Origin of the sequence: Porphyrobacter sp. ULC335 (assembly GCF_025917005.1) — a bacterium.
GTDB lineage: Bacteria > Pseudomonadota > Alphaproteobacteria > Sphingomonadales > Sphingomonadaceae > Erythrobacter.
In genome coordinates, this window is the sequence record NZ_CP078091.1 from 1,922,784 (window position 1) to 1,945,057 (window position 22,274).

21 protein-coding genes are annotated in these 22,274 nt (G+C 65.8%); 12 read left to right on the forward strand and 9 right to left on the reverse strand.

Annotated features, from left to right (window positions below):
• The first annotated feature begins 50 nt into the window (after positions 1-50).
• Entirely contained in the window at positions 51-1,475 is a 1,425-nt protein-coding gene (locus KVF90_RS09185) for a methyltransferase family protein (RefSeq protein WP_264391290.1), read from the forward strand.
• 2 nt (positions 1,476-1,477) lie between these two features.
• Here the strand turns inward: KVF90_RS09185 and KVF90_RS09190 are convergent, their stop codons facing one another.
• The 3 genes from KVF90_RS09190 to KVF90_RS09200 form a co-directional block, all read right to left on the reverse strand.
• Complete coding sequence (locus tag KVF90_RS09190) at positions 1,478-1,780, reverse strand: putative quinol monooxygenase (protein ID WP_264391291.1); 303 nt, start codon at positions 1,778-1,780, stop codon at positions 1,478-1,480.
• Positions 1,781-1,795: 15 nt separating this feature from the next.
• Positions 1,796-3,166, reverse strand: a complete 1,371-nt coding sequence (locus tag KVF90_RS09195; RefSeq protein WP_264391292.1) for a glutamate--cysteine ligase — start codon at positions 3,164-3,166, stop codon at positions 1,796-1,798.
• A 118-nt stretch (positions 3,167-3,284) separates the two neighbouring features.
• Positions 3,285-4,031, reverse strand: a complete 747-nt coding sequence (locus tag KVF90_RS09200; RefSeq protein WP_264391293.1) for a 16S rRNA (uracil(1498)-N(3))-methyltransferase — start codon at positions 4,029-4,031, stop codon at positions 3,285-3,287.
• Between the two features lie 39 nt (positions 4,032-4,070).
• Here KVF90_RS09200 and KVF90_RS09205 point away from each other — a divergent pair, with 39 nt between their 5' ends.
• Genes KVF90_RS09205 through KVF90_RS09215 form a run of 3 tightly spaced genes read left to right on the forward strand, consistent with a single transcriptional unit; the run spans position 4,071 to position 5,987 of the window.
• Complete coding sequence (locus KVF90_RS09205) at positions 4,071-4,457, forward strand: hypothetical protein (RefSeq protein ID WP_264391294.1); 387 nt, start codon at positions 4,071-4,073, stop codon at positions 4,455-4,457.
• Positions 4,454-5,356: a 4-hydroxybenzoate octaprenyltransferase gene (gene ubiA, locus KVF90_RS09210; RefSeq protein ID WP_264391295.1), complete on the forward strand. Its 903-nt coding sequence runs from the start codon at positions 4,454-4,456 to the stop codon at positions 5,354-5,356. Before KVF90_RS09205 ends, ubiA begins: the two co-directional genes overlap by 4 nt.
• Position 5,357: 1 nt before the next feature.
• Positions 5,358-5,987: an SOS response-associated peptidase gene (locus tag KVF90_RS09215; protein WP_264391296.1), complete on the forward strand. Its 630-nt coding sequence runs from the start codon at positions 5,358-5,360 to the stop codon at positions 5,985-5,987.
• A 61-nt stretch (positions 5,988-6,048) separates the two neighbouring features.
• Here the strand turns inward: KVF90_RS09215 and KVF90_RS09220 are convergent, their stop codons facing one another.
• Positions 6,049-6,432, reverse strand: coding sequence for a VOC family protein (locus tag KVF90_RS09220; RefSeq protein ID WP_264391297.1), 384 nt, complete (start codon positions 6,430-6,432; stop codon positions 6,049-6,051).
• Between the two features lie 121 nt (positions 6,433-6,553).
• Here KVF90_RS09220 and soxR point away from each other — a divergent pair, with 121 nt between their 5' ends.
• From soxR to KVF90_RS09235, 3 genes are all read left to right on the forward strand, one after another.
• Positions 6,554-7,009: a redox-sensitive transcriptional activator SoxR gene (gene soxR / locus KVF90_RS09225; RefSeq protein ID WP_264391298.1), complete on the forward strand. Its 456-nt coding sequence runs from the start codon at positions 6,554-6,556 to the stop codon at positions 7,007-7,009.
• Between the two features lie 155 nt (positions 7,010-7,164).
• On the forward strand, positions 7,165-8,064 hold the full coding sequence (locus KVF90_RS09230; RefSeq protein WP_264391299.1) for an ABC transporter ATP-binding protein: 900 nt from the start codon (positions 7,165-7,167) through the stop codon (positions 8,062-8,064).
• 12 nt (positions 8,065-8,076) lie between these two features.
• Entirely contained in the window at positions 8,077-11,673 is a 3,597-nt protein-coding gene (locus tag KVF90_RS09235) for an ABC transporter permease/M1 family aminopeptidase (protein WP_264391300.1), read from the forward strand.
• Positions 11,674-11,822: 149 nt separating this feature from the next.
• Here KVF90_RS09235 and KVF90_RS09240 read toward each other — a convergent pair whose 3' ends face one another.
• Positions 11,823-12,362, reverse strand: coding sequence for a SixA phosphatase family protein (locus KVF90_RS09240; protein WP_264391301.1), 540 nt, complete (start codon positions 12,360-12,362; stop codon positions 11,823-11,825).
• On the reverse strand, positions 12,359-14,998 hold the full coding sequence (locus tag KVF90_RS09245) for an ATP-dependent DNA helicase (RefSeq protein WP_264394468.1): 2,640 nt from the start codon (positions 14,996-14,998) through the stop codon (positions 12,359-12,361). Before KVF90_RS09245 ends, KVF90_RS09240 begins: the two co-directional genes overlap by 4 nt.
• A gap of 217 nt (positions 14,999-15,215) precedes the next feature.
• On the opposite strand from KVF90_RS09245, the gene KVF90_RS09250 reads away from it, so the two are divergent.
• The 3 genes from KVF90_RS09250 (at position 15,216) to KVF90_RS09260 (ending at position 18,122) form a co-directional block, all read left to right on the forward strand.
• Positions 15,216-15,740: an NINE protein gene (locus tag KVF90_RS09250; protein WP_264391302.1), complete on the forward strand. Its 525-nt coding sequence runs from the start codon at positions 15,216-15,218 to the stop codon at positions 15,738-15,740.
• 223 nt (positions 15,741-15,963) lie between these two features.
• Positions 15,964-17,580, forward strand: a complete 1,617-nt coding sequence (locus KVF90_RS09255) for a lysine--tRNA ligase (protein WP_264391303.1) — start codon at positions 15,964-15,966, stop codon at positions 17,578-17,580.
• Positions 17,581-17,588: 8 nt separating this feature from the next.
• On the forward strand, positions 17,589-18,122 hold the full coding sequence (locus KVF90_RS09260; RefSeq protein WP_264391304.1) for a DUF1003 domain-containing protein: 534 nt from the start codon (positions 17,589-17,591) through the stop codon (positions 18,120-18,122).
• Between the two features lie 6 nt (positions 18,123-18,128).
• Here KVF90_RS09260 and KVF90_RS09265 read toward each other — a convergent pair whose 3' ends face one another.
• Entirely contained in the window at positions 18,129-18,797 is a 669-nt protein-coding gene (locus tag KVF90_RS09265) for a prolyl hydroxylase family protein (protein ID WP_264391305.1), read from the reverse strand.
• Between the two features lie 108 nt (positions 18,798-18,905).
• On the opposite strand from KVF90_RS09265, the gene KVF90_RS09270 reads away from it, so the two are divergent.
• Positions 18,906-19,463: a cytochrome b gene (locus tag KVF90_RS09270; protein ID WP_264391306.1), complete on the forward strand. Its 558-nt coding sequence runs from the start codon at positions 18,906-18,908 to the stop codon at positions 19,461-19,463.
• Between the two features lie 66 nt (positions 19,464-19,529).
• Here the strand turns inward: KVF90_RS09270 and KVF90_RS09275 are convergent, their stop codons facing one another.
• Positions 19,530-20,825 (reverse strand): RcnB family protein, encoded by a 1,296-nt coding sequence (locus KVF90_RS09275; RefSeq protein ID WP_264391307.1) that lies wholly within the window; start codon positions 20,823-20,825, stop codon positions 19,530-19,532.
• A 175-nt stretch (positions 20,826-21,000) separates the two neighbouring features.
• On the opposite strand from KVF90_RS09275, the gene KVF90_RS09280 reads away from it, so the two are divergent.
• Entirely contained in the window at positions 21,001-21,591 is a 591-nt protein-coding gene (locus KVF90_RS09280) for a pyridoxamine 5'-phosphate oxidase family protein (RefSeq protein WP_264391308.1), read from the forward strand.
• Between the two features lie 8 nt (positions 21,592-21,599).
• Here KVF90_RS09280 and KVF90_RS09285 read toward each other — a convergent pair whose 3' ends face one another.
• A complete protein-coding gene (locus KVF90_RS09285; RefSeq protein WP_264391309.1) occupies positions 21,600-22,256 on the reverse strand; it encodes a GGDEF domain-containing protein in 657 nt (218 codons plus the stop codon).
• Positions 22,257-22,274: the final 18 nt, after the last annotated feature.

Here is a 22,274-nt window from a genome sequence, read left to right on the forward strand (position 1 = left end):
GGCGGCGGTTTTCCGGGCTGTTAACCCTTATGCTGTAGGGCGATGCGGCCATGACTGCGCCGTCCTCGCCCTCTCCAAATGCACAAACCCCGTCGCCCGCGCGCCTGCCGGTCAGCGACGTTTCGACCGGCGTGGGGCTGGCGGGACTGGCGGGGCTGTTTGTATGGATTGCTTTCTGCCGATCCTACCCGGAGATCGCCGGTGTGTTCGGTTTGGGCGGAGGGCTTTCAGGAGAACGGGGCGTTTTGTCCGGCCCCTATGCCGCGCTCGCCGCGATGCTGTTCACCGCCCTGCCGATGGCCCTGTGGTCGGTGTTGGTCGACAAGGTGCACCTGCGCCCCTCGACCGGAATCGACTGGTCCCTGAAGCGTCCGCTGGCCGAGGTGCTGCCGGTATCGGTCATCAAATTGGTCGGATTGTGGGCGACCTGGGCGCTGCTGGCGGCGTTCTACGCGCTGGGGCGGTGGTACTGGGCGGGCAATTACCTGTTCGCGATGGAGGTGCTGACCATCGCCGTGCTGCCGCTCGTAACCCTCTCGGTTCCCTATGTAATCTGGCTTGACCGCTATCTGGTCGAGCCGCGCGACGGGTGCTTCCACTTCGGAGCATTCGTGGTCGGCGGCGGGGTCATCGGGCGCGAGCAATGGGACGGCGCGGCCATCGCCAAGCACTGGCGGGCATGGGCGATCAAGGGCTTCTTCGGGGCCTTCATGATCTCGATCCTGCCCCCCGGTTTTGCTCAGGTGGTCGAGGCAAACCCGGCGCAACTCTTTGCCAATCCAGTCGATTTTGTGATGCTGCTGGTGACGCTGCTGTTCCTGATCGACGTCCAGATCGGCACTGTGGGCTACCTGCTCACCCTGCGCCCGCTGGATTCGCACATCCGTTCGGGCAACCCCTTCCTTGCCGGATGGCTCGCCGCGCTGCTGTGCTATCCGCCCTTCGTGTGGGGGATTATCGGGCCCAACGACCAGATCCTCAGCTATGAATACGGCACGCCGGGCTGGGCGCACTGGTTTGCCGGGAACGATACGCTGCTGTGGGGCTGGGGCGGGCTTCTGGTTGTTCTTACAGGGGTTTACGCCTGGGCGACGGTGGTGTTCGGGATCCGCTTTTCGAACCTCACCTACCGCGGTGTGCTGACCCACGGGCCGTATCGCTTCACCCGGCACCCGGCCTATCTGTCGAAGAACCTGTTCTGGTGGGCCTCGGTCCTGCCCTTTCTGGTCACGAGCGGATCGTGGCTGGATGCTGTGCGAAACAGCATTTTCCTACTGGTGGTGGGCGGCATATACTACTGGCGCGCACGGACCGAAGAGGCGCATCTGCTGGCCGAGGACCCGAAATACCGCGAATATCATGCGTGGATGGAGCAGCACGGGCTGATCACCGCACCGATCGCGCGGCTGACGCGGCGGCTCGGCGGGAACAGCGCCTCCCGCTCCGGAGAGGCACAGGCAGTCCCCGCCGAGTAGGATTACATCACCGGCAATCCTTCATCGGTGTGGAACTTCAGCGCCTCGATCACCTTGAAATCGAGCCCCGCGATTGCCGCACCGAAAGCGGCCATGTGGGGCGTGGCAAAATGCGCGGCGAGGGCCGCTTCGTCCTGCCACTTTTCGACGATGTGGAGGGTGCCGGGCTGGAGGACATCCTGCGTGAAAGCGTAGGCGATGCAGCCTTCCTCGGCATTCGACGCCGCGACCATGTCGGCAATCGCCGCCTTCGCCGCGTCCATTGCGCTTTCGCCGACTTGTGCTTTGGCCAATACGATCAGCATTTTAGCGCCCCCTCCTCAGAATGATTGTTCGTAGACGCGGGAGATATCCCCGTTCCACTCGCCGTGATAGGCGTCGAGCAGGCGCTGCGCCGGAACCTTGCCGCTGGCGACGATCTCGTCGAGCGTTTCGAGGTAGCCGGTTTCGTTGTCGCCGCTGGCATTGAGCCGGCCGCGTGCGGCAAGCCCGCCATGCGCGATCTTCAGCGCCTCGCGTCCGATATCGCGCAAGGTGCCGCCGCCGGGGACGGGCGCGTCGAGCGCCAGCTTCGGCGCGGCCGAACGCAGCGCCTCGCGTTCTTCCATCGTCCAGCCCTTGACCAGATCCCACGCCGCATCGAGCGCGGTCTGGTCATAGAGCAGCCCCACCCAGAAGGCGGGCAGCGCACAGATCCGGCTCCACGGCCCGCCATCGGCTCCGCGCATTTCGAGGAAGCTCTTCAGCCGCACCTCGGGGAAGGCGGTCGAAAGGTGGTCCCACCAGTCGCTCTGCGTCGGGCGTTCGCCGGGGAGAACCGACAGCTTGCCGTCGAGGAAGTCGCGGAACGAAAGCCCCGCAGCGTCGATATATTTCCCGTCGCGGAAGACGAAATACATCGGCACATCAAGCATATAACGCGCCCAGCGCTCGTAACCGAAGCCGTCTTCGAAGACGAAGGGCAGCATCCCGGTGCGGTGCGGATCGGTATCCGACCAGATATGCGAACGGTAGGACAGGAACCCGTTGGGCTTGCCCTCGGTGAAGGGCGAATTGGCAAACAGCGCCGTCGCCAGCGGTTGCAGCGCGAGGCCGACGCGGAATTTCTTCACCATGTCGGCTTCGGACTGGTAGTCGAGATTGACCTGGATCGTGCAGGTGCGCAGCATCATGTCGAGACCCATGGTGCCGACGCGCGGCATGTGCCGCAGCATGATGTCATAGCGGCCCTTGGGCATGATCGGCAGCTCTTCGCGGGTCTTGTCGGGCCACATGCCGAGGCCGAGGTAGCCCACACCGCACTTCTCGCCGACCTGCTTGACCTGCTGGAGATGTCGCCCGGTTTCGGCGCAGGTCTGGTGCAGGTTTTCCAGCGGCGCGCCCGACAGTTCGAGCTGTCCCGCCGGTTCGAGGCTCACCGCGCCATCGCTGCCCTTCAGCGCGATAACGTTGCCGCCTTCCACGACCGGCTCCCAGCCGAACTGTTCGAGCCCGCCCAACAGATCGCGGATGCCGCAGGGCTCGTCATAGGACGGGGCGCGGTGGTCCTTGGTCTTGTAGACCAGCTTCTCGTGTTCGGTGCCGATGCGCCAGCGCTCGGGCGGCTTTTCGCCGCCGATCATCGGCACGACCAGTTGGTCTAGGCTTTCGATCACCGGATCGTCGGCGGTGGATGCTTCGCGTGTGCTCATCGAAGAGGCCCTCTCTGGCCGGTTGCTTTAGAAAACGGGTTTGCCGGTGGGAAGGCAAATTCGCGTTTGCTGGGGTCAAGCCGAATTGTCTTGCTGCAAATTGGACCGGTGCAGCGCGCTACCAGTCGCCCGATATCGCCATCCACGCAGCGAGGGCAGCGATGGCGGCGGTCTCCCCGCGCAGGATGCGGGGGCCAAGGGTGATAGGGCGCGCCTGCGGGTGCGCGCGGATCGCGGCGCGCTCGGCATCGTCGAAGCCGCCTTCGGGACCGGTGAGGATTGCGGCGGGGGAGCCCTTGCTGGCGGCGAATGCCTGCGCCGCAGGCTCGCCCCCGTTCTCGTCGGCAAAGAACAGGGCGCGGTCTTCAGGCCAACCCGCCAGCAGCGCATCGAGTTTCACCGGCTCGTTCAGCTCCGGCAGCGCGGTGCGGGCGCATTGCTCGGCGGCTTCAGTGGTGATGGCGCGCGCGCGTTCGAGGTTGAGCTTGTCCGCCACGCAGCGGCGGGTGATCAGCGGCTGGATGCGCGCGGTGCCGAGTTCGGTCGCTTTTTCCAGGATCAGGTCGAAGCGGTCCTTCTTGAGCAGGGCGGGGCACAGCCACAGATCCGGCACAGCCTCACGCGGGCGGAGCAGTTCTGCAATTTCGACCACCACGTCGCGCTTGCCCACATCGCTGACCCGTGCCGCCCACTCGCCCGTTACGTCGTCGCACAAAATCACAACGTCGCCGGGAGCGACGCGCATCACGCGGGCGAGGTAGTGCGCCGGGTTGCCCTCGATCCGCACAGCCAGCCCTGCCGAGAGGACATCGGCGACGAACAGGCGCGGGGCGCTTTTCGGGGGCCAGGCGGGGGTGGCAGGCATGGCTTTGCACTAGGCGCGTCCGCCGCTAGGGAGCAAGCCATGTCCGCGCGAACCGCACAATTCCTGATCGCCGCCGTGTTCCTGATCCTTGGCGGCTGGTGCCTGTTGGGGCCTGCCAGCGTGATCGAACTCGCCTTTACCGAAAGCTACCGCGACAGCAGCTTCATCAACCGCTTCACCATTGCCTGCTTCGGCGCGCAGGCGGTGCTGTTCGGGCTGATGGCGCTCGTCACGCGGTGGAGCGCGCGCAGCTTTGCGGTGTTTGGCGTGCTGCTGCTGCCGTTCTTCGGCTTCAATTACTGGTTTCACTACGAGGTGCCGGTGCTGACCAGCATCGGGATGCTCGACTTTGCCGGAAACGTGACGATGCTGGGGCTGGCGATCATGGGCTGGCGTGCGGCCAGGACGGCGGAGCAAGCGGGATGAGCGAACAGATCGTCCCCGATAGCGAACACCGTGGTGTCGTAGCGCGGCTGCCGCAGCTCCCGCGCGATCTGGCGCTGCTGGCGCGGTTCGACCGGCCGATTGGCTGGTGGCTGCTGTTCTGGCCCTGTGTGTTCGGCGTGTGGCTGGCGGGGGCGGGGTGGCAGTTCGCGCTGCTCGGCTGGCTGCTGCTCGGCTCTATCGCGATGCGCGGGGCGGGATGCGTTTACAACGACATCGTCGATGCCGATCTCGACCGGCAAGTGGTGCGCACCGCGTTGCGGCCTGTGGCGAGCGGGCGCGTCTCGAAAAAACTGGCGTGGGGCTGGTTGCTGGCGTTGTGCCTCGTCGGCCTCGTGGTTCTGCTGCAACTGCGCTGGCAGGCGCAGCTGGTGGCGCTTGGCAGCCTTGCCCTTGTTGCCGCCTATCCCTTCATGAAGCGCATCACCTGGTGGCCGCAGGCGTGGCTGGGGATGGTGTTCAACTGGGGGCTGCTGGTCGGCTGGAGCGAGCTGCGCTGGGACAACTGGGATGCGCTCGGCTGCGTCTATGCCGGCTGCATCGCCTGGGTGATCGGATACGACACGATCTACGCCCTGCAAGACCGCGAGGATGATGCGATGGTCGGCATCCGGTCATCGGCGCTGGCGATGGGGTCGCGGGTGAGGGCGGGGATCGGCGGGTTCTACGCTGCGGCGATCGGTCTTTGGGCGCTGGGGTTCTGGCTCTACCGCCCCGATCCGCTGGTGCTGTTGGCGCTGCTGCCGGTGGCGGGGCATCTGGCGTGGCAGGTGGCGACGCTGGATGCGGAGGATCCCGCCAATCCGCTCGCCCGCTTCCGGTCGAACCGCTGGGCGGGCGCGCTGATGGCGGCGGCGTGCTTTGTGGTCGGGAACGCCTGACATGTGCAACCTCTACCGCATGACGAAGCCGGCCAGCGAGGTCGCGGCGTGGTTCGCGGCGGTCGAGCAGGCAGGCGGCGCGAACTTCGCGGCGGAGGTCTACCCGGGCTACACCGGGCTGGTGGTGGCCGAAGGGGCGGTCAAGGCGATGACCTGGGGCTTCCCGCTGGTGCTGAAAGGCGCGAAGGGCCAGCCATTGAAGCCCAAGCCGGTCAACAATGCCCGGACCGACAAGCTGGATACCGGCTTCTGGCGCCATGCCTTCCATAACCGCCGCTGCCTGATCCCGCTGACCGCCTGGGCCGAGGCGCAGGGGCCGAAGGGGCGGATGACCCGCACATGGCTCTCGCTCCCCGACAGTGAATTGTTCGCCTGCGCCGGAGTATGGCGGGAGAGCGACGAATTCGGTCCCGCCTACTCGATGGTGATGACCGACAGCGCCGGGAGCGCTGCCGAGAATGTACACAGCCGGATGCCGGTACTGCTCGCCTTGGACGATTATTCGCGGTGGGTGTCGGGGTCACCCGATGAGGCGAAGAGCCTGTGCAAGCCGTGGAATGGCGCCGTAATGATCGACCGCACCGATGATCCTTGGGTGAAGGGAGCGGCTAGCCAAAAAGGCTTGCTTTGATCACGCTTGCCAATGGCGGGCGGAGACGGGCCGAACATCGGTTCGCGCGGCATTGGTTCGTTCATTTCGCCGCCACTGCATAGCTCACGATCTCGAACTCGATCCCGTCCCAGTCGAAGAAATAGAACCGCTTCCCCGGTTCGTAATCGGCGTGGTTGAAGGGGATCAGACCCGCGTCCTTGACCACCGCCTCGGCCGCGTCGAGATCGTCGACCACTAACCCGACATGGTTGAGCGGCTGTCCCTTGGTGAAGCGCGGGACCGGGCTGGAGTGGGTGTAGACCGCGATGTAATCGTGTTCCCCGCCCACATGGATCGTCCATCCGCCCAGCTGTGACGGGCCGCGCCAGCGTTCGTGCCAGCCGCAGAGTTGCTGCAACAGGCGTGCAGAGCGATCGGGATCACTGACCGTGATGTTGATGTGTTCGAGTGTGCCGTTCGGCATGTTCAGTTCCTTTCGCAAGTTGATGATCCGCCGCGTTCAGGCGGTGCGAATCAATCGACTTGCCCTAGATGCAATCTCAACCTAACTTGAGGTCAAGCTTTATCGGAACATCCCTCTCGTCATGCCCGCCCGTCGCCTCAAACCATCCGACCTTCTCTCCATCGGCGAGATTGCGCGCCGCACCGGCCTCAGCGTCTCGGCGATCCGCTATTACGAGGACAAGCGCCTGATCGAGCCGGTGCGCACCGGCGGCAATCAGCGGCGGTTCTTGCGGTCCGACATCCGCCGCCTCAGCTTCATCCTGATCGCCCAGCGGCTCGGCCTGTCGCTCGGCGAGATCGAGGCGGAGCTGGCGAGGCTCCCGCAGGGCCGCACGCCCACCACCCGCGATTGGGAGGCGATCAGCGCCGCGATCCGTGCACGGCTTGATGCCCAGATTGCCGATCTCACCCGCACCCGCGAACGGCTGGACGGGTGCATCGGTTGCGGCTGCCTCAGCCTCTCGCATTGCGCGATCTGGAACCCGCAGGACCGGCTGGGTGAAGAAGGGCCGGGCGCGCGCAAGCTGATCGGCTGAACGCGCAGGTCGAGCGATCCTGCTCGACCCGCCAAGTGCTGACCGCAGCCGACCAACGGCATGGGCGTCGATCAAGGACGTGTATTACTCCACCAATACGCCTTTAACGCTTACCCCGCGCCGTTAAGATGCAGTCGACTTAACAGGGGACTTCCATGCTCGAACTTAGCGGCGTCAGCCATGTCTATCCCAACGGCACCCACGCGCTCGACAATGTGACGCTATCGATCCCCAAGGGGATGTTCGGGCTGCTCGGCCCCAATGGTGCGGGCAAATCGACCCTCATGCGCACCATCGCCTCGCTTCAGGCGCCCACGGCCGGAACGATCCGCTTCGGCGATATCGACGTGCTGGCGCAGCCTGACCGTCTGCGCCGCACGCTGGGTTATCTGCCGCAGGATTTCGGCGTCTATCCGCGCGTGTCGGCTTACCAGATGCTCGATCACATGGCGGTGCTGAAGGGCGTCAACAACGGCTCCGAACGCAAGGTCATGGTCGAACACCTGCTCAACCAGACCAACCTGTGGAGCGTGCGCGGCAAGGCGATTGCAGGCTTTTCGGGCGGGATGCGCCAGCGGTTCGGCATTGCGCAGGCGCTGATCGGCGAACCTGAACTCATCATCGTCGATGAACCCACCGCCGGGCTCGACCCCGAAGAACGCAACCGCTTCCTCAACCTGCTCGCCGGGATTGGCGAGAATGTTGTGGTGATCCTGTCCACCCATATCGTCGATGATGTGGCCGATCTGTGCCCGCGCATGGCGGTGCTGGCAGGTGGCAAGGTGCGGCTGGAAGGCGCACCGCATGATCTGATCGCCTCCACCCAAGGGCGCGTGTGGCAGCGCACCGTGCCGCACACCGATCTGGCCGCGATGCAGGCCGCGCATGAGGTGATCTCGCACCGCTTCTTTGCGGGCGACATTGTGGTGCATGTGCTCAGCGATACGCAGCCCGAAGGCTTCACTCCGGTCAGCGGGGGGCTGGAGGATGTCTACTTCGCCACCCTTGCCGAAACCCGCCGCACGCCCGCTCCCGCCGCCGCGCAAGCCGCGTAAGGGGCCCCGGACATGCTGACCGCCAGCCTCGCCGCGTTCGAAATCCGCTACCAGCTCCGCAATCCGGTGTTCTGGGTCTCGGTCGCCATCTTCCTGCTGCTCGGCTTCGGACTTTCCGCCAGTGACAATGTCAGCTTCGGCACGCCCGGATCGGTGCATGAAAACTCGCCCTATGCCGTCACCTTCGCGCTGGCATTGCTGGGCATGTTCTATCTGTTCGTCATCACGTCATTCGTCGCCAACGCCGTGGTGCGCGATGATGTGACGGGCTTTGGCCCGATTATCCGGGCGACGCCTGTGGGCCGCACGCAGTTTCTGGCGGGGCGATTCCTTGGCGGTCTGACCATTGCGATCCTCGGCTACATGGCCGTGCCGCTCGGCATTGCGCTGGGCACGATTATGCCGTGGGTCGATCCTGAGACCGTGGGACCGGGCGGCTTTGCGACCTATGCCTGGCCGTTCCTGGTGATTGCCATTCCCAACCTGATTCTGTCGTCGGCCCTGTTGTTCAGTCTGGCGACGCTCACCCGCTCCATGCTGGCGAGCTATATCGGCGTGCTGGTGCTGGTGATGGGCTATCTCGCGACGAGCATCGTGCTGTCGGCCGATCCGTCCTATCAGGACGCGATTGCCCGCTACGAGCCGATGGGCACTGGCGCGATTGCCGAGGTGTCGCGGTATTGGACCGCGGCAGAGATGAACACGCGCCTGATCCCGCTGGAAGGCAACCTGGCCTTCAACCGCGCCTTCGTGCTCGGCCTGTCGGCGCTGTTCCTTGGACTTTCCTGGGCGCGCTTCAGCATGACCGAGCGTGCGCCGTCGCGCTGGCGGCAGCGGCGGCTGGCCAAGCAGGCGATAAAGGCCGCGAAGGCCGGCAGCATCGCGCCGCGCATGCTGACCGCTCCCGTCGAACGCAGCTTCGGCTTCGGCCATGCGCTCGCCAGCTTCCGGGTGCGGGTTAAGACCGAGGTGCTGCTGGTGGTCAAGAGCCCCGGCCTGATCGTGCTGCTGCTGCTTTCGCTCGGCTTTGCGACGCTCAACCTGGTCTTTTCGCAGACCATGTTCGGCACGGCGTCCTACCCGCTGACCGCCAATGTCGTCGACACGGTGAGCGGCAGCGTGACCCTGTTCGCGTTGATCGTGGCCGTTTTCTATGGCGGCGAGCTGGTCTGGCGCGAGCGTGATGTGAAGATGGCCGAGATCATCGATGCAACGCCGGTCCCGGCGTGGACGATGTTCGTGCCGAAGATTCTTGCGATCTTCACCGTGCTGCTGGCGATGTCGCTGACCGGGATGGCGGCGGGTGTCGTCTACCAGCTCGCAAAGGGCGCGCCGAGCATCGATTTCGGGCTGTACTTCATCTCCTACGTGATGCCGCAGAGCATCGATCTGCTGCTGCTGGCGGTGCTGGCGGTGTTTTTCCAGGTGCTGAGCCCCAACAAATATCTCGGCTGGGGGCTGATGCTGGTGTGGTTTGTCAGCCGCATCTTCATGTCGAACCTCGGCTATACCAACGTGCTCTATTCGTTCGGCGGTGGGCCGGGTGAGCCGCTGAGCGACATGAACGGCACCGGCGGCTTCTGGGTCGGGGGGCTGATCGCGCGCGCCTATTGGGGCTGCTTTGGCGTGCTGCTGCTGGTGTTCGCGCACTGGGCCTGGCCGCGCGGCACGGTGGTTGCGGTGGTGCCGCGGCTCAAGGGCATCGGGCAGCGTATGACGCTCGCATCGGGCGGGGTCGCGGTCGCGGCGGTGGCGGGCATGATCGGCACCGGCCTCGTGATCCACCACAACATCAAGGAATTGAACCGCTTCGAAACCTCCGACGAGGCCGAGGAATGGGCCGCCGATTACGAGCGGAAATATCTCAAGTATGAAAGCCTGCCGCGCCCGGTGGTGACTGATGTTGCCTTCGACGTCGCGATCTACCCTGACGACCGCCGCATGGAGGTGAAGGGCCATTACGACCTGCGCAACGACAGCGGTGTGCCGATCACCGAACTGCACGTGCGGCAGGGTGACGACTCCGTGGCTTTCAGCCGCCTCGATATCGCGGGCGCCAGCCTTGCAAACCACGACAAGCGGCTCGCCTATCGCATCTACCGCTTTGCGACACCGCTGGCGCTCGGGGCGACGACGCGGCTCGATTTCACCTCTCAGGTGTGGCGGCGCGGCTTTGCCAATCGCGAGGCGGCGACCGATCTTGTCGACAATGGCACCTTCGTGAACAACAGGGTGTTCGCGCCGATCATCGGCATGGACCAGCGCGGATTGTTGGAGGATCGCACGGTGCGGCGGCGGCAGGGGCTGCCTGATGAACTGCGCATGCCGCGGCTTGAGGATACCTCTGCTCAGGGCGACAGTTACGTCCGCTCGGACTGGGTCAATTCGCGCATCACCATCAGCACGGCGGCCGATCAAGTGCCGATCGCGCCGGGCAACAAGATTTCGGACGAGGTCAAGGGCGGCCGCCGCGTCGCGGTGTTCCAGAGCCCGGCGCCAATCCTCAATTTCTTCTCGGTGCAATCGGCCCGCTATGCCGTGGCCGAGGAGCAGGCTGGCGATGTGCTGTTGTCGGTCTATCACGACCCGCGCCACGCCTGGAACGTGCCCGCGATGCTTAAGGCGATGAAGACCAGCCTCGGCTATTACGAGCGCAATTTCGGGCCCTACCAGTTCGGCTATGCGCGGATCATCGAGTTTCCGGGCTATGCCGACTTCGCGCAGGCCTTTGCCGGGACGATGCCCTATTCGGAAAGCATGGGCTTTGCTGCCGACGTGCGCGATCCGGAGTCGATCGACTATGTCTCCTACATCACCGCGCATGAATTCGGTCACCAATACTGGGCGCATCAGGTGATCGGCGCGGATATGCAGGGATCGACGCTGCTGTCGGAAACGCTGGCGCAGTATTCGGCGCTGATGGTGATGAAGCAGCTCTATGGCGAGGACAAGATCCGCCGCTTCCTCAAGTTCGAGCTGGATCGGTATCTTGACGGCCGCAAGGGCGATCCCTTGCCCGAACAGCCGCTCTACCGGGTCGAAAACCAGCAGCACATCCATTACCGCAAGGGCAGTCTGGTCATGTATCTCCTCCAGCACCGTCTGGGCGAAGATGCGGTCAACCGCGCGCTGGCAAGGCTGATCGCGCGCTACAAGTTCAAACCCGCGCCCTATCCGCGCAGCCTCGATCTGATCGCCGAACTGCGCAAGGAGGCCAAGACGCCCGAAGATCAGGCGCTGATCACCGACCTGTTCGAAAAGATCACGATCTATGATCTGAAGGCCAAGGAAGCGGTCAGCACCAAGCGGGCCGATGGCAAGTGGGTGACCCGCATCACCATCGAAGCGGGCAAGTTTACCGCTGACGGCAAGGGCAATGAACGCCCGGCCAGCCTTGCGGAGCGTATCGAGGTCGGCGTCTTCACCGACCGTCCCGGCTCCGGCGCGTTCGACAAGGCGGCGGTGCTGTCGATGCGGCGCTCGCCGATCCGGGCGGGCAAGCAGGTGGTGGAAGTGGTGACGGCGAAGAAGCCCGCCTTTGCCGGGGTCGATCCCTACAACTTCTACATCGACCGGGATTCGGAAGATAACCTCGTCCCCGTGACCTGATTTCCCCTTCTTTCCCTTTCCCCTTGCGGGAGGGGGTTGGGGGGAGGGGGCTCTACGCCAGCGGCTCATCTGTTCTTGTAATGAAACGAGGCCTTACGGCCTCGCCCCCTCCCCCAGCCCCTCCCGCAAGGGGAGGGGAGGCGCTTGGCCTAACCTTCGGGGCCGAGGTCCGGGTCGAGGTCTCGGGGCCGCGCGAAGTGGACGAGCTCGGCGCAATAGCGCTTGAGCTCGCTCCAATGCGCGATGTCGCATTCGAGGACGGCGTAGGCGGCGGTCGGGAATTTCACGACTGCTTCCTTGAACAGCGCGTTCTCCTTGCCCGGCGCGACCAGTTCCAGCAGCACGTCCTGTAGACCGGGATTGTGGCCCGAAATCAGGATGGTCTTCGCCTCGTCATCGCCGCTACCGGCATGGGCCTCGATCGTCTCGACGATGGTGTCGAAACTGGCGAGATAGAGCCGCTGGTCATAAATCGGCGTGACATCGGGCAGCGCGCTGTCGAGCGTCAGCTTCACCCGCACCGCAGGCGATGCCAGCACCTTGTCCCACTTTACCCCGTGGTCGCGGATATGCTTGCCGATCAGCTCGGCACCCTTGCGCCCGCGCGCGTTCAGCCCGCGGTCGAAATCGCGCTGGCTGGTATCGTCCCAATCGGACTTGGCGTGGCGCAGGAGGCCGAGAATCTTCATGGCTGCAAGGCTCCCTTGGCATCGTCCGATACCGGCTGCTCCGCGCTGCCCACAACACCAGCGGCGACGCGTTGTAAAGCCTCATCGAGCGTTACGCGCAGCACCGGCGTGCCGGGAGGGAAGGCGCTGAGCAGGCGCGAGGGGAAGGCGGGGGAGAGCATGATGAAATGTCCGGCATCGTCCTTGCTGCGGATCAGGCGGCCAAACGCCTGCGCCAGCTTGGCGCGGATGATGCGGTCGTCATAGGCAGAACCGCCGCCTGCCAGCCTGCGCGCCTTGTGCAGGATATCGGGGCGCGGCCAGGGCACCTGTTCCAGCACCACGCAGCGCAGGGAATGGCCCGGCACGTCCACCCCGTCACGCAGCGCGTCGGTGCCGATCAGGCTGGCGCGCGGATCATCGCGGAAGATGTCGACCAGCGTGCCGGTGTCGATCGGATCGACGTGCTGGGCATAGACCGGCAGGCCCGCCCGGGCGAGGCGGTCGGCAATCCGGCCATGCACCGCGCGCAGCCGCCGGATCGCGGTGAACAGCCCCAGCACGCCCCCGCCGCTCGCCTCGATAATCCGCGCATAGGCGCCCGACAGCGCAGGCAGATCGCCCTTGGTAACGTCGGTGACGATCAGCACCTCGGCGCGAGCGGCATAGTCGAAGGGACTTTCCGCCGCGGAGAGCAGCGGCGCGGTTTCGATATGCGCCGCGCCCGAACGCTGGATGGCGCTGGCCCACACGTCATCGCTGGGGGTGCGGTCGGTCAGGGTCGCGCTGGTCAGCAGCACGCCATGCGCGGGCTCCAGCACCACGCGGGCGAAGGGCTTCATCGGATCGAGCCAGCGGCGGTGGATCGCCACATCGAACTCGCGCGCGTCCGAACGGTCGACTGCCAGCCAGTCGACGAAATCAGGATCGGCTGGCCCGCCGAGCCGCACGAGCAGCGCCTCCCATGCCGCGATCAGATCTATCCGCCATGCAAGCGAAAACCGCGCCCCTTCGATCCGCGCGCGGCCCTGTGCGTCGAGCCAGTCTGGCGGCTCGGCAAGGATGGCCTCCAGCCTCCCGCCCAGCCGGATCAGCGGCACCCTGATAGAGGCGAGCGCCTCGGCAGCGGCGCTGGCGGCTTCGATCACTTCGCCGGGCAGGCCCGCCGCCTCGGTCTCGATTCCGTAGCCCGCGTCGATCCCCCCGCTTTCGTCGCGGGCATAGGTGGCGGTGCGCACGGCTGCGAGCAGGGCTTCGACGGGGCCGAAGGGGGCGTTTTCGCCGAGGCGCTGAAGCCAGCCATCAGACGGGAGCAACTGTCCGGCCTTGCAGGCGGCCGCGATGGCTTCCGCGCCCGCTTCGTCATAGCTGGCGATGTCGGCAAGCCGCGCCGAAAGCCCCCGGCGGCGGCCGCGCGATTCCTTTTCCGGGCCGATGATCCAGCGCCGCAGCTCGATCGTTTCCTGCCCGCTGAGCGTGGCGGCAAAGGTGGAATCCGCCGCGTCGAACACATGGTGGCCTTCGTCGAAGATCAGCCGTGTCGGGCGCTGGTTCGGGTCGCGCGCCCGCGCCGCATTGACCATCACCAGCGCGTGATTGGCGATCACCAGATCGGCCTGCGCGCTATCCCGCGCCGCGCGCTCGATGAAGCACTTCCGGTAATGCGGGCAGCCGGCATAGATGCACTCGCCGCGCTGGTCGGTGAGCGCTGCGATCCCGCGCTTGCGAAACAGCGTGCCGAGCCAGCCCGGCAGATCGCCGCCGATCATGTCGCCATCGCGAGTATAGGCCCCCCAGCGCGCGACCAACTGCGCAAGGATCGCCGCACGCCCCGCAAAGCCGCCTTGCAGCGCATCTTCCAGATTGAGCAGGCAGAGGTAATTCTCGCGGCCCTTGCGCACCACCACCGGGGGCGAGCCATCGGCGCGGCGGGCGGGCCATGCGCGGCGGCTTTCGGCGCGCAGCTGGCGTTGCAGGTTCTTGGTGAAAGTCGAAACCCACACCGTGCCGCCTGACCCTGCCGCCCATAGCGAGGCAGGCGCAAGGTAGCCCAGCGTCTTGCCGATCCCGGTTCCCGCCTGCGCCAGCGCCAGATGCGGGCGGCCTTCGCGGTGGCGGGGGGCGAAGATGCGCGCCACATCCTGCGCAAAGGCGCGCTGGCCTTCACGCTGCTCCGCGCCTTCGCCGGTCAGGCGGGCGAGCTGATCGCGCACGGCTTCGGGTGCGAGTTCGATCTGGCGCGGGGCGGGGCGCTCGCCGGTTTCCTCCCATTCGGGCAGCTTCGCGAACAGCCAGCGTTCGGCCTTTTCGGGCTTGGCGATATGGGCGCGCAGCACCTGCGCCCAGGGCCAGCGCAGGCGTTCCAGCGACTGCACCGCGCTCCACGCGCCCTCACGCTCGAACCATTCGGGATCCTGGCATGCCGCAATCAGGGCGCCCGCCGCGCGCTGGAGCATGTCCGGCACGGCCGCGTCATTCTCTGGCGGGGGTAGCCCCAGCGCTTCTGCCAGCCCGCGCGGGGTCGGCACGCAGAAGCGCGCGGGGTGGATGAAGGCGAAGGCCTCCAGCAGATCGAGCCCCGACAGGTCGGGATAGCCCAACCGGCTCGCCACCAGCGGCGCGTTGATCATCAGCACCGGCGTATCGGCGGCGGCCATGATCGCATCGCCCTTGGACACCGCGTTGGTGGTGCCGTTCGCGGCGCGCAGCCAGTGCCCCCCGTGGCTGGCGTGCAGCGCGGGGAGGGGCAGGGGATCGGGCAGGGTGTCGGGCGAGGTCACGCAGCCAAGGATGGGGTCTGGGCAACCCAAAGTAAACGATTGGCTGGCAATACTCTGCACGAATGACCGAGTATTCGACAGGCGGAGGACGGTGATGAGTTTCGGCAAGAAGGGCGTCGTGCCCGGCCAGAGTGGCGCCATGTCGCCGACCGTCCGCGTTGCGGGGCCAAGGCCCGCCGCGCCCATTCGCCCCGCTGCGCCAGACCCCCATGCTGCGCAGCGCGAAGCCTTCCTCGCCGCAGAACGCGCGCGCCGGGCTTCCTCCGGAGAGGAGCAGGAGCAGATGAACATACCCTATCCGCGTCGGCAGGCACCGTCGGGCGGGTATGGCCTGTTCGGCGATCCGGCAAAGCGGACGCTGATGCTCGCTTATGTGTATTGGTATTTCTGCTCGCCGCTGGGGGTCCACCGGTTTTATTGCGGGGCGAAGGAGACCGGCTACTACCAGATGGCGCTGTTCCTCGGCGGGTTGGCGATCATGCTGATCTGGCCGCCGCTCGGATTGTTGTCGCTGGGGGCGTGGTTCGTATGGATCATTGTCGACCTGTTCCTGATCCCTGGCCTGATGCGGCGCTTCAAGGCGGAGCACCGGCCGGACTACGGCGAAGTCTTCGCCTGACGCGCGAGGAGGTGTTGCCAGCCCGGTTCTGGCCTTCTCCAGACCGGCTCCAGACCCCTTCTAGACCCCCTCTAGACCCCCCTTAGACCCCCTCCAGCCGCGCATCGGGGCAATGTTTCACGTGGAACCGAAGGTCGGCAAAGCAGAAACAGGCAAAGCGGCTTGACCTGCGCGGCCATTGACGCTTGCAAGCCCGCTTTGCTTGCCTAATAGCCGGGCCGCTATGACGATAACCCAAGATGCCCTCATCGCCGCTGCGCAGAACTCCAAGGCCTGGCCGTTTCAGGAGGCGCAGCGCCTTGCCAAGCGGCTGCCTGAAGGCAAGCCGGGCGGTGTGCTGTTCGAAACCGGCTATGGCCCCTCGGGCCTGCCGCATATCGGGACATTTCAAGAGGTTCTGCGCACCTCGCTGGTGCGGCGGGCCTATGAGGCGCTGACCGGTCAACCGACCCGGCTGGTGGCGTTCAGCGACGACATGGACGGGCTGCGCAAGGTGCCCGACAATGTGCCGAACCGCGACATGCTGGCGCAGCACATGGGTAAGCCGTTAAGCCGGATACCCAATCCTTTCGGCACGCCCTACGAAAGCTTCGCCGCGCATAACAACGCCATGCTGCGCGCGTTCCTCGACCAGTTCGGGTTCGAGTATGAATTCGTCAGCTCCTCCGATTGTTACAACGGCGGCAAGTTCGATGCGGCGCTGAAGGGCGTGTTGGCGAACTTCGGCGCGATCCTCGACATCATGCTGCCGACCCTGGGCGAGGAGCGTCGCCGCACCTACTCCCCCGTCATGCCGGTCAGCCCGACGACCGGCGCGGTGTTGCAGGTGCCGGTCGAAGTCGTTGATCCAGCTGCAGGAATCATTCGCTTCACCGACGAGGACGGCAGCGTCGTCGAACAATCCGCCTTGGGCGGCATGGCCAAGTGCCAGTGGAAGGTCGACTGGGCGATGCGCTGGGTGGCGCTGGGCGTCGATTATGAGATGTACGGCAAGGACCTGACCGATAGCGGCATCCAGTCGGGCAAGATCGCCCGCGTGCTCGGTGGGAACAAGCCCGAAGGCCTGATCTACGAGCTGTTCCTGGATGCCAAGGGCGAGAAGATCTCCAAGTCGAAGGGCAATGGCCTGTCGATCGAGGACTGGCTGCAATATGGCAGCGAAGAAAGCCTCGGCTTCTACATCTTCGCCAATCCCAAGAGCGCCAAGCAGCTTCACGCCGGGGTCATCCCCAAGGCGGTGGACGATTACTGGCAGTTCCGCGCGGCGATTCCGGGTCAGGACATCGACAAGCGGCTCGGCAATCCGGTGTGGCATCTGCTGCGCGCGAACGAGAGCCATGCGGGGGCCGGGGCCCCGGGCGAGGGCGAAACGCTGCCCGTGCCGTTCAGCCTGCTGCTGAACCTTGTCGGCGTGCTCGGCGCGGGCGCAACGCGCGAGGCGGTGTGGTCCTATCTCGGCAATTATGTCCCCGATGCCGATCCCGCTGTGCACCCGGCGCTCGATACGCTGGTGGGCAAGGCGCTCGCCTATAACCGCGATTTCGTCGCCCCGACGCTCGCCAAGCGCGCGCCTGCCGGGGGCGAAGTTGGTGCACTCCAGGCGCTCGACGCGGCGCTTGCTGAAGCTGATCCCGCCACCAGTGCCGAAGACCTTCAGACCATCGTCTACGAAATCGGCAAGATCGAGGAATTCGGGTTCGAGAGCCTGCGGGACTGGTTCAAGGCGCTCTACGAAACCCTGCTCGGCAGCGAGCAAGGCCCGCGCATGGGCAGCTTCATCGCGCTCTACGGCATCGCGCCGACCCGCACGTTGATTGCCGAGGCGCTGGCGAAAGCGTAAGACATGGCATGATCCGCGACGTCGATCCGCATAAGCTCGCCCGCGACCTTCTGGGCCGCGAATTCGATGATCTCGAGGCGGACGAACAGCGCGTGCTGAAGCGGGTGGCTTCGGGCAGCTTCACCGGCCGCGATGCCGATGAACTGGCGCAAGGCCACGAGACATGGAGCGACCGGCTGGCCGACCGCGTTGCCGAAATCGGGGGGAGTTGGGGCTTCATCATCGGCTTCGGCGTGGTGCTGGTGGTGTGGACGACGCTCAACAGCGGTGTGCTGGAGCTGATGGGGGTGCGGCCGTTCGATGCCTATCCCTTCATCTTCCTCAACCTGATCCTCTCGATGCTCGCCGCGGTGCAGGCGCCGATCATTCTCATGAGCCAGAACCGGCAGGCGCGCAAAGACCGCATCACTGCGCGCCACGATTATGAAGTAAACCTGCGCACCCAGCTGGAAATCCTGCGCCTTGCGCACCGGGTCGAGAAGCTGGCGAGGGCGGCGCATCTGGAGCGCAATGAAGCAAGGCACACCCCGCCCGAGGCCTGAACGGGCCTAGCGCCATTCGCGGGTGCGATACCACTTGGTGATGACATATTTCGCGCCGCGTTCCACCGGCAGACCCGCGTGGAGCGTCGCTTCGTTGGGCCGCCCATCGGGCAGGGCATTGTTCCACAACAGCAGCACGCCGGGCTTTGGTTCGATCTCCAGCCCGAGCAGCGTGAAGGCGGTCGCGCCGCCGGCTTCGACCGTGTTGCAATAGGCCATCGCCGTCCAGCTACGCTGTCCGCCGCGCGCTTCCTCCTGCGGCCAGTAGCCTTCGGTCACGTAGAACCAGTCATTATGCGGCTTGAATTGCTGTCCCGGCAGGTAGCGCTGGCCCTGCACCGGCTCGCCGATGGCCGCGTCCACGCCCAGCAGCGCGTCGATCCGCTGCGAAATGCCCGCCACAAAGGGATCGTGCGGATCAAGATCGCCCGAATAGGAGGTGCGGAACCCGCTCTCGTAATCGAGTTCATGCAGCGCCGAAGGCCGCGCCACCGCATCGATCATTGCGCACAGGCCGGTGCATTCCGCTTCGGAGAGAAAGCCGCCCACGGCGAAGAGCTCAATCCGATCGTCCTGCACGCGGTAGATATCCGCATTGGCTTCCAGCCGGGCACGCACCGCCGCGCCGATGTGGGCCAGCGCTTGCCTGTCAGGTACGGGGTCGGTCGCAGTCATGAGTAGCCCACGATTACCCAGCCGGCCCTTGCGTGCAAGCGGTCCCATTGCGCCGCTCTACAGCAGTGCTAGGCTCAGGCTATCAGGGGATCACGGGAGGGACAGACAATGAGCCTTAACGCCAAGACCAAATATTCCGGCTTCGCGATGCTTTTGCATTGGCTGATCGCGGTGCTTGTGATCGTGCAATGGCAGATCAGCTCCACAGCCGAAGCTGCGCCGACCCGCGAAGCAGGCGGCGCCATCATGGCCAACCACTTCGCGCTGGGCCTGGTGATCTTCGCGGTCGTCGCAGTCCGGCTGGTGTGGCGGCTGGTCAATCCGCCGCCCCCGCCCATGGCAAGCCATGCGGGGTGGGAGCGCACCTTGTCGCGGATCGTCCACCTCAGCTTCTATGCGCTGCTGCTGGTCATGCCGGTTGCAGGCTGGATCGCGATGTCATCATTCGGAGAGCCGATCAGCGTGTGGGGCCTGTTCCAGCTGCCTGCCCTGCCGGTGCCGCAGAACCCGGCGCTGGGCGAACAGATCTTCGAACTTCATGGTGCCTCCGGCATCGCCTTGCTGGTGCTGGCCGCCTTCCATGCCCTTGCTGCGCTCAAGCACACGATCATCGACAAGGACGGCACGCTGTTCCGGATGCTGCCCTTCGGCAGGGCGCAGTGCTGAGACCAAGTCGGCACGAAAAAAGCCCCGCCGGATCGCTCCGACGGGGCTTTCTCTTCTTGTGGAGACCTACCAGAAGAAGTCGTGAATCACATCTACGACCTCACCGGTGTAGATATCGACCAGCACGACATCGTCATAATACCTAACCCACTGGTACGGGCCATAGGCCGGGGGCAGGCGGTAGGCGAAGGGGTCGTTGATAAAGAAGCGCGGCTGGAAGAACAGGCTGTCGAGGAAGAACCCGATATCCAGGCGGCTGTAACGGTGGCTGCGGAACGGCGCATAGTAGGGGCCGGGCCGGAACGCGAAGTGGTTGCTGCGACGATAATCGAACCAGTTGTAGTTCCGGTCGCGGTGCCAGCCACGGTTCCAGCGGCGGAAGTCCCGGTTGTCCCAGCCCGGACGGCCGTTCCAGCCGTGGCGCCAGTCATCACGCCGCCAGCCGCGGCGGTCATCGCGCCAGCCGTCGCGGCGGTCGCCCCGCCACTCGTCCCGGCGTCCGTCGCGCCAGCCATCACGGCGGTCGTCGATGCGGCGCGCATCGCGGGCGACGTCACCAACGCGCTCGCCGAAACCACCGCCGCGACCATCGCGGCGTTCGCCCCGCCAGTCATCGCGGCGACCATCGACGCGATCGGCCCTGCGATCACCACGGTCCTCGATGCGGTCGGCGCGGCGGTCGCCGCGGTCCTCCACACGGTCGGCACGCCGGTCACCGCGATCCTCGATACGGTCGGCCTGACGGTCGGTCCGGCGGTCGACCCGGTCGGCTGCGGCATCGCGGCCGCGCCAGTCGAGCCGGTCAGCGCGGACATCCCCGCGCCGTTCGACACGGTCGGCCTGCTGCTCGCTACGACGGTCAATCTGCCCGGCGCGCTGTTCACCGCGGCGGTCAACGCGTTCGGCGCGCTGCTCGCTGCGACGGTCAATCTGGTCGGCGCGGACGTCGCCGCGGCGCTCGGCGCGCTGGGCGGCCTGCGTGCGGGCGAGCACTTCACCGCCGAAGCCGCGCGGTGCAGGGCGAGCCGGCCGGGCTTCTGCCTGAGTCGCGACAGGGGCGCCGCGGCGCTGTCCGTCAACACGCTCGTACGGAGCCGCAGCAGGTGCTGCTACAGCGCGTTCAGCGCGGGGAGCGGCGGGCCTTTCCCGGCGGGGGGCAGCGACGCGTTCGGCACGCGGCTGGACGAATTCGGCGCGAGCAGGGGCGCTGCGGTTTTCGGCGCGCGGGGCGACCCGCATGGGTGCCGGTTCCGAAACGTCCGGCTGGTAATCGGGCGTGGGCTGTGCCGCGGCGGGTGCGGCGAAGGCCAGGGCTGCGGCAAGCGCTGCGAGCGAACCACCCCGTGCAAAGAAGGTCATCATTGTAACTGCCTCCGGTATCGCCAGCCCACCACAGGCCTGTTGAGATGATCCCGACTACGCGTCACAGACTGTCGCAGCGATGAACCGGCTTGTCGATGTTCATAAAAATTGGGCCTGACATGAACATTTCTGCTCCTGCTTGACGGGTGAGGGTTTGCCGCCAAAGGCCTGACCGATGATCGAAACGCTTGAAGATGTGCTCACCGATTGCCGCAACCGGCTGATTCGCGCGCCGCGTGATCGCAAGGCGCCGATGCACACGCCGGTGATCGTGACCGGTGATGTCGATGCGCGGGTGATGGTGCTGCGCGAATTCGATAGCACCGCTTGGCGGCTGCGGTTCCACACAGATTCGCGCGCGCCCAAAGCACAGGTGATCGACGCTGATCCGCGGGTGGCGGTGCTGTTCTATGATAAGGGCGCAAAAGTGCAGATCCGCGCGCGCGGTGTTGGCGAGATCCTGCGCGATGGGGAGCAAGTCGATAGGGCTTGGGCGGCCAGCACCAATTTTGCGCGTCGCTGCTATCTGGGCGAGGGGCCGGGTGCGGGTTCGGATTCGCCGACGTCAGGCCTGCCACCCGAGTTCGAGGGCGTGGAGCCCGACGACGCGCAATTGATCCCCGCGCGCGAGAATTTCGCCCTGCTGCGGATTACGCTGACCGCGTTCGACTGGCTCTACCTCGCGCATACCGGCCATGTGCGGGCGCAGTTTGCGCGCGGCGATGCTGAGCGCGCGGATTGGCAGGGGCGCTGGGTCTCGCCCTGAGCGGGTGCTCAGGCGGCCGAGGCCACGTGTGACGGCGTGGGCGCGGGCAGCAGCATCACTTCTTCGATCTCGCTTGCCGGAACGATGTGATCCATGCCCTTGGCCAGCGCCGCATCAAGCGCGCGCCGGGCCCGGGTGTTCAGTCCGAAATCGCTATCGCCGAAACGGTCTGCGGCGACCCCGAAGCTGGCAGTAAGCCGTGCATCACTGCCAAGGTGCGGAAGGCGCAGATTGGCGAGCGAACGGCGCAGCCGGTCAGCCACGTGCACCGCTGAGCGCTCGTCGGCGCCCGGAATGATGATGGTGAAGCCTTCGCCCTCTGCCAGCGCCATGCTGTCGCCCCGGCGCAGGCCAGCCCGCATCACCGCTGCAACATGCTCTCGCACTTGGTTGTTGGTGTCGGCATTCCAGACCGAGCGGAAGGCGGCGAGCTGGTCGATCCGGCCATGCAGCACAGCGTGCGAAACCGCACGCCGCGCATTGCGCCGCGCAGCCAGATCGACCGCCTCTGCCAGATTTTCGGCCTTCATCAGATCGCGCAGCGGATTGAGCCGCGGGTCAAGCCGCCGATTGGCGCGGATGTGTCCGGCCCATGCACCGGCCGCAATGCAGGCCGCGCACAGCAACGTGGCCAGCTCCAGCGGCACTTCAATCCCCGTGATCACGCCCCGTTGCCCCTTATC

Coding starts and splice junctions, on each gene's coding strand:
- KVF90_RS09275 (WP_264391307.1), bottom strand. CDS start 20,825: ATGATGACCTTCTTTGCACGGGGTGGTTCGCTCGCAGCGCTTGCCGCA.
- KVF90_RS09220 (WP_264391297.1), bottom strand. CDS start 6,432: ATGCCGAACGGCACACTCGAACACATCAACATCACGGTCAGTGATCCC.
- KVF90_RS09245 (WP_264394468.1), bottom strand. CDS start 14,998: ATGGCCGCCGCCGATACGCCGGTGCTGATGATCAACGCGCCGCTGGTG.
- KVF90_RS09200 (WP_264391293.1), bottom strand. CDS start 4,031: ATGCCTGCCACCCCCGCCTGGCCCCCGAAAAGCGCCCCGCGCCTGTTC.
- KVF90_RS09185 (WP_264391290.1), top strand. CDS start 51: ATGACTGCGCCGTCCTCGCCCTCTCCAAATGCACAAACCCCGTCGCCC.
- soxR (WP_264391298.1), top strand. CDS start 6,554: ATGCCCGCCCGTCGCCTCAAACCATCCGACCTTCTCTCCATCGGCGAG.
- KVF90_RS09255 (WP_264391303.1), top strand. CDS start 15,964: ATGACGATAACCCAAGATGCCCTCATCGCCGCTGCGCAGAACTCCAAG.
- KVF90_RS09215 (WP_264391296.1), top strand. CDS start 5,358: ATGTGCAACCTCTACCGCATGACGAAGCCGGCCAGCGAGGTCGCGGCG.
- KVF90_RS09240 (WP_264391301.1), bottom strand. CDS start 12,362: ATGAAGATTCTCGGCCTCCTGCGCCACGCCAAGTCCGATTGGGACGAT.
- KVF90_RS09235 (WP_264391300.1), top strand. CDS start 8,077: ATGCTGACCGCCAGCCTCGCCGCGTTCGAAATCCGCTACCAGCTCCGC.
- KVF90_RS09230 (WP_264391299.1), top strand. CDS start 7,165: ATGCTCGAACTTAGCGGCGTCAGCCATGTCTATCCCAACGGCACCCAC.
- KVF90_RS09195 (WP_264391292.1), bottom strand. CDS start 3,166: ATGAGCACACGCGAAGCATCCACCGCCGACGATCCGGTGATCGAAAGC.
- ubiA (WP_264391295.1), top strand. CDS start 4,454: ATGAGCGAACAGATCGTCCCCGATAGCGAACACCGTGGTGTCGTAGCG.
- KVF90_RS09270 (WP_264391306.1), top strand. CDS start 18,906: ATGAGCCTTAACGCCAAGACCAAATATTCCGGCTTCGCGATGCTTTTG.
- KVF90_RS09280 (WP_264391308.1), top strand. CDS start 21,001: ATGATCGAAACGCTTGAAGATGTGCTCACCGATTGCCGCAACCGGCTG.
- KVF90_RS09265 (WP_264391305.1), bottom strand. CDS start 18,797: ATGACTGCGACCGACCCCGTACCTGACAGGCAAGCGCTGGCCCACATC.
- KVF90_RS09260 (WP_264391304.1), top strand. CDS start 17,589: ATGATCCGCGACGTCGATCCGCATAAGCTCGCCCGCGACCTTCTGGGC.
- KVF90_RS09205 (WP_264391294.1), top strand. CDS start 4,071: ATGTCCGCGCGAACCGCACAATTCCTGATCGCCGCCGTGTTCCTGATC.
- KVF90_RS09250 (WP_264391302.1), top strand. CDS start 15,216: ATGAGTTTCGGCAAGAAGGGCGTCGTGCCCGGCCAGAGTGGCGCCATG.
- KVF90_RS09190 (WP_264391291.1), bottom strand. CDS start 1,780: ATGCTGATCGTATTGGCCAAAGCACAAGTCGGCGAAAGCGCAATGGAC.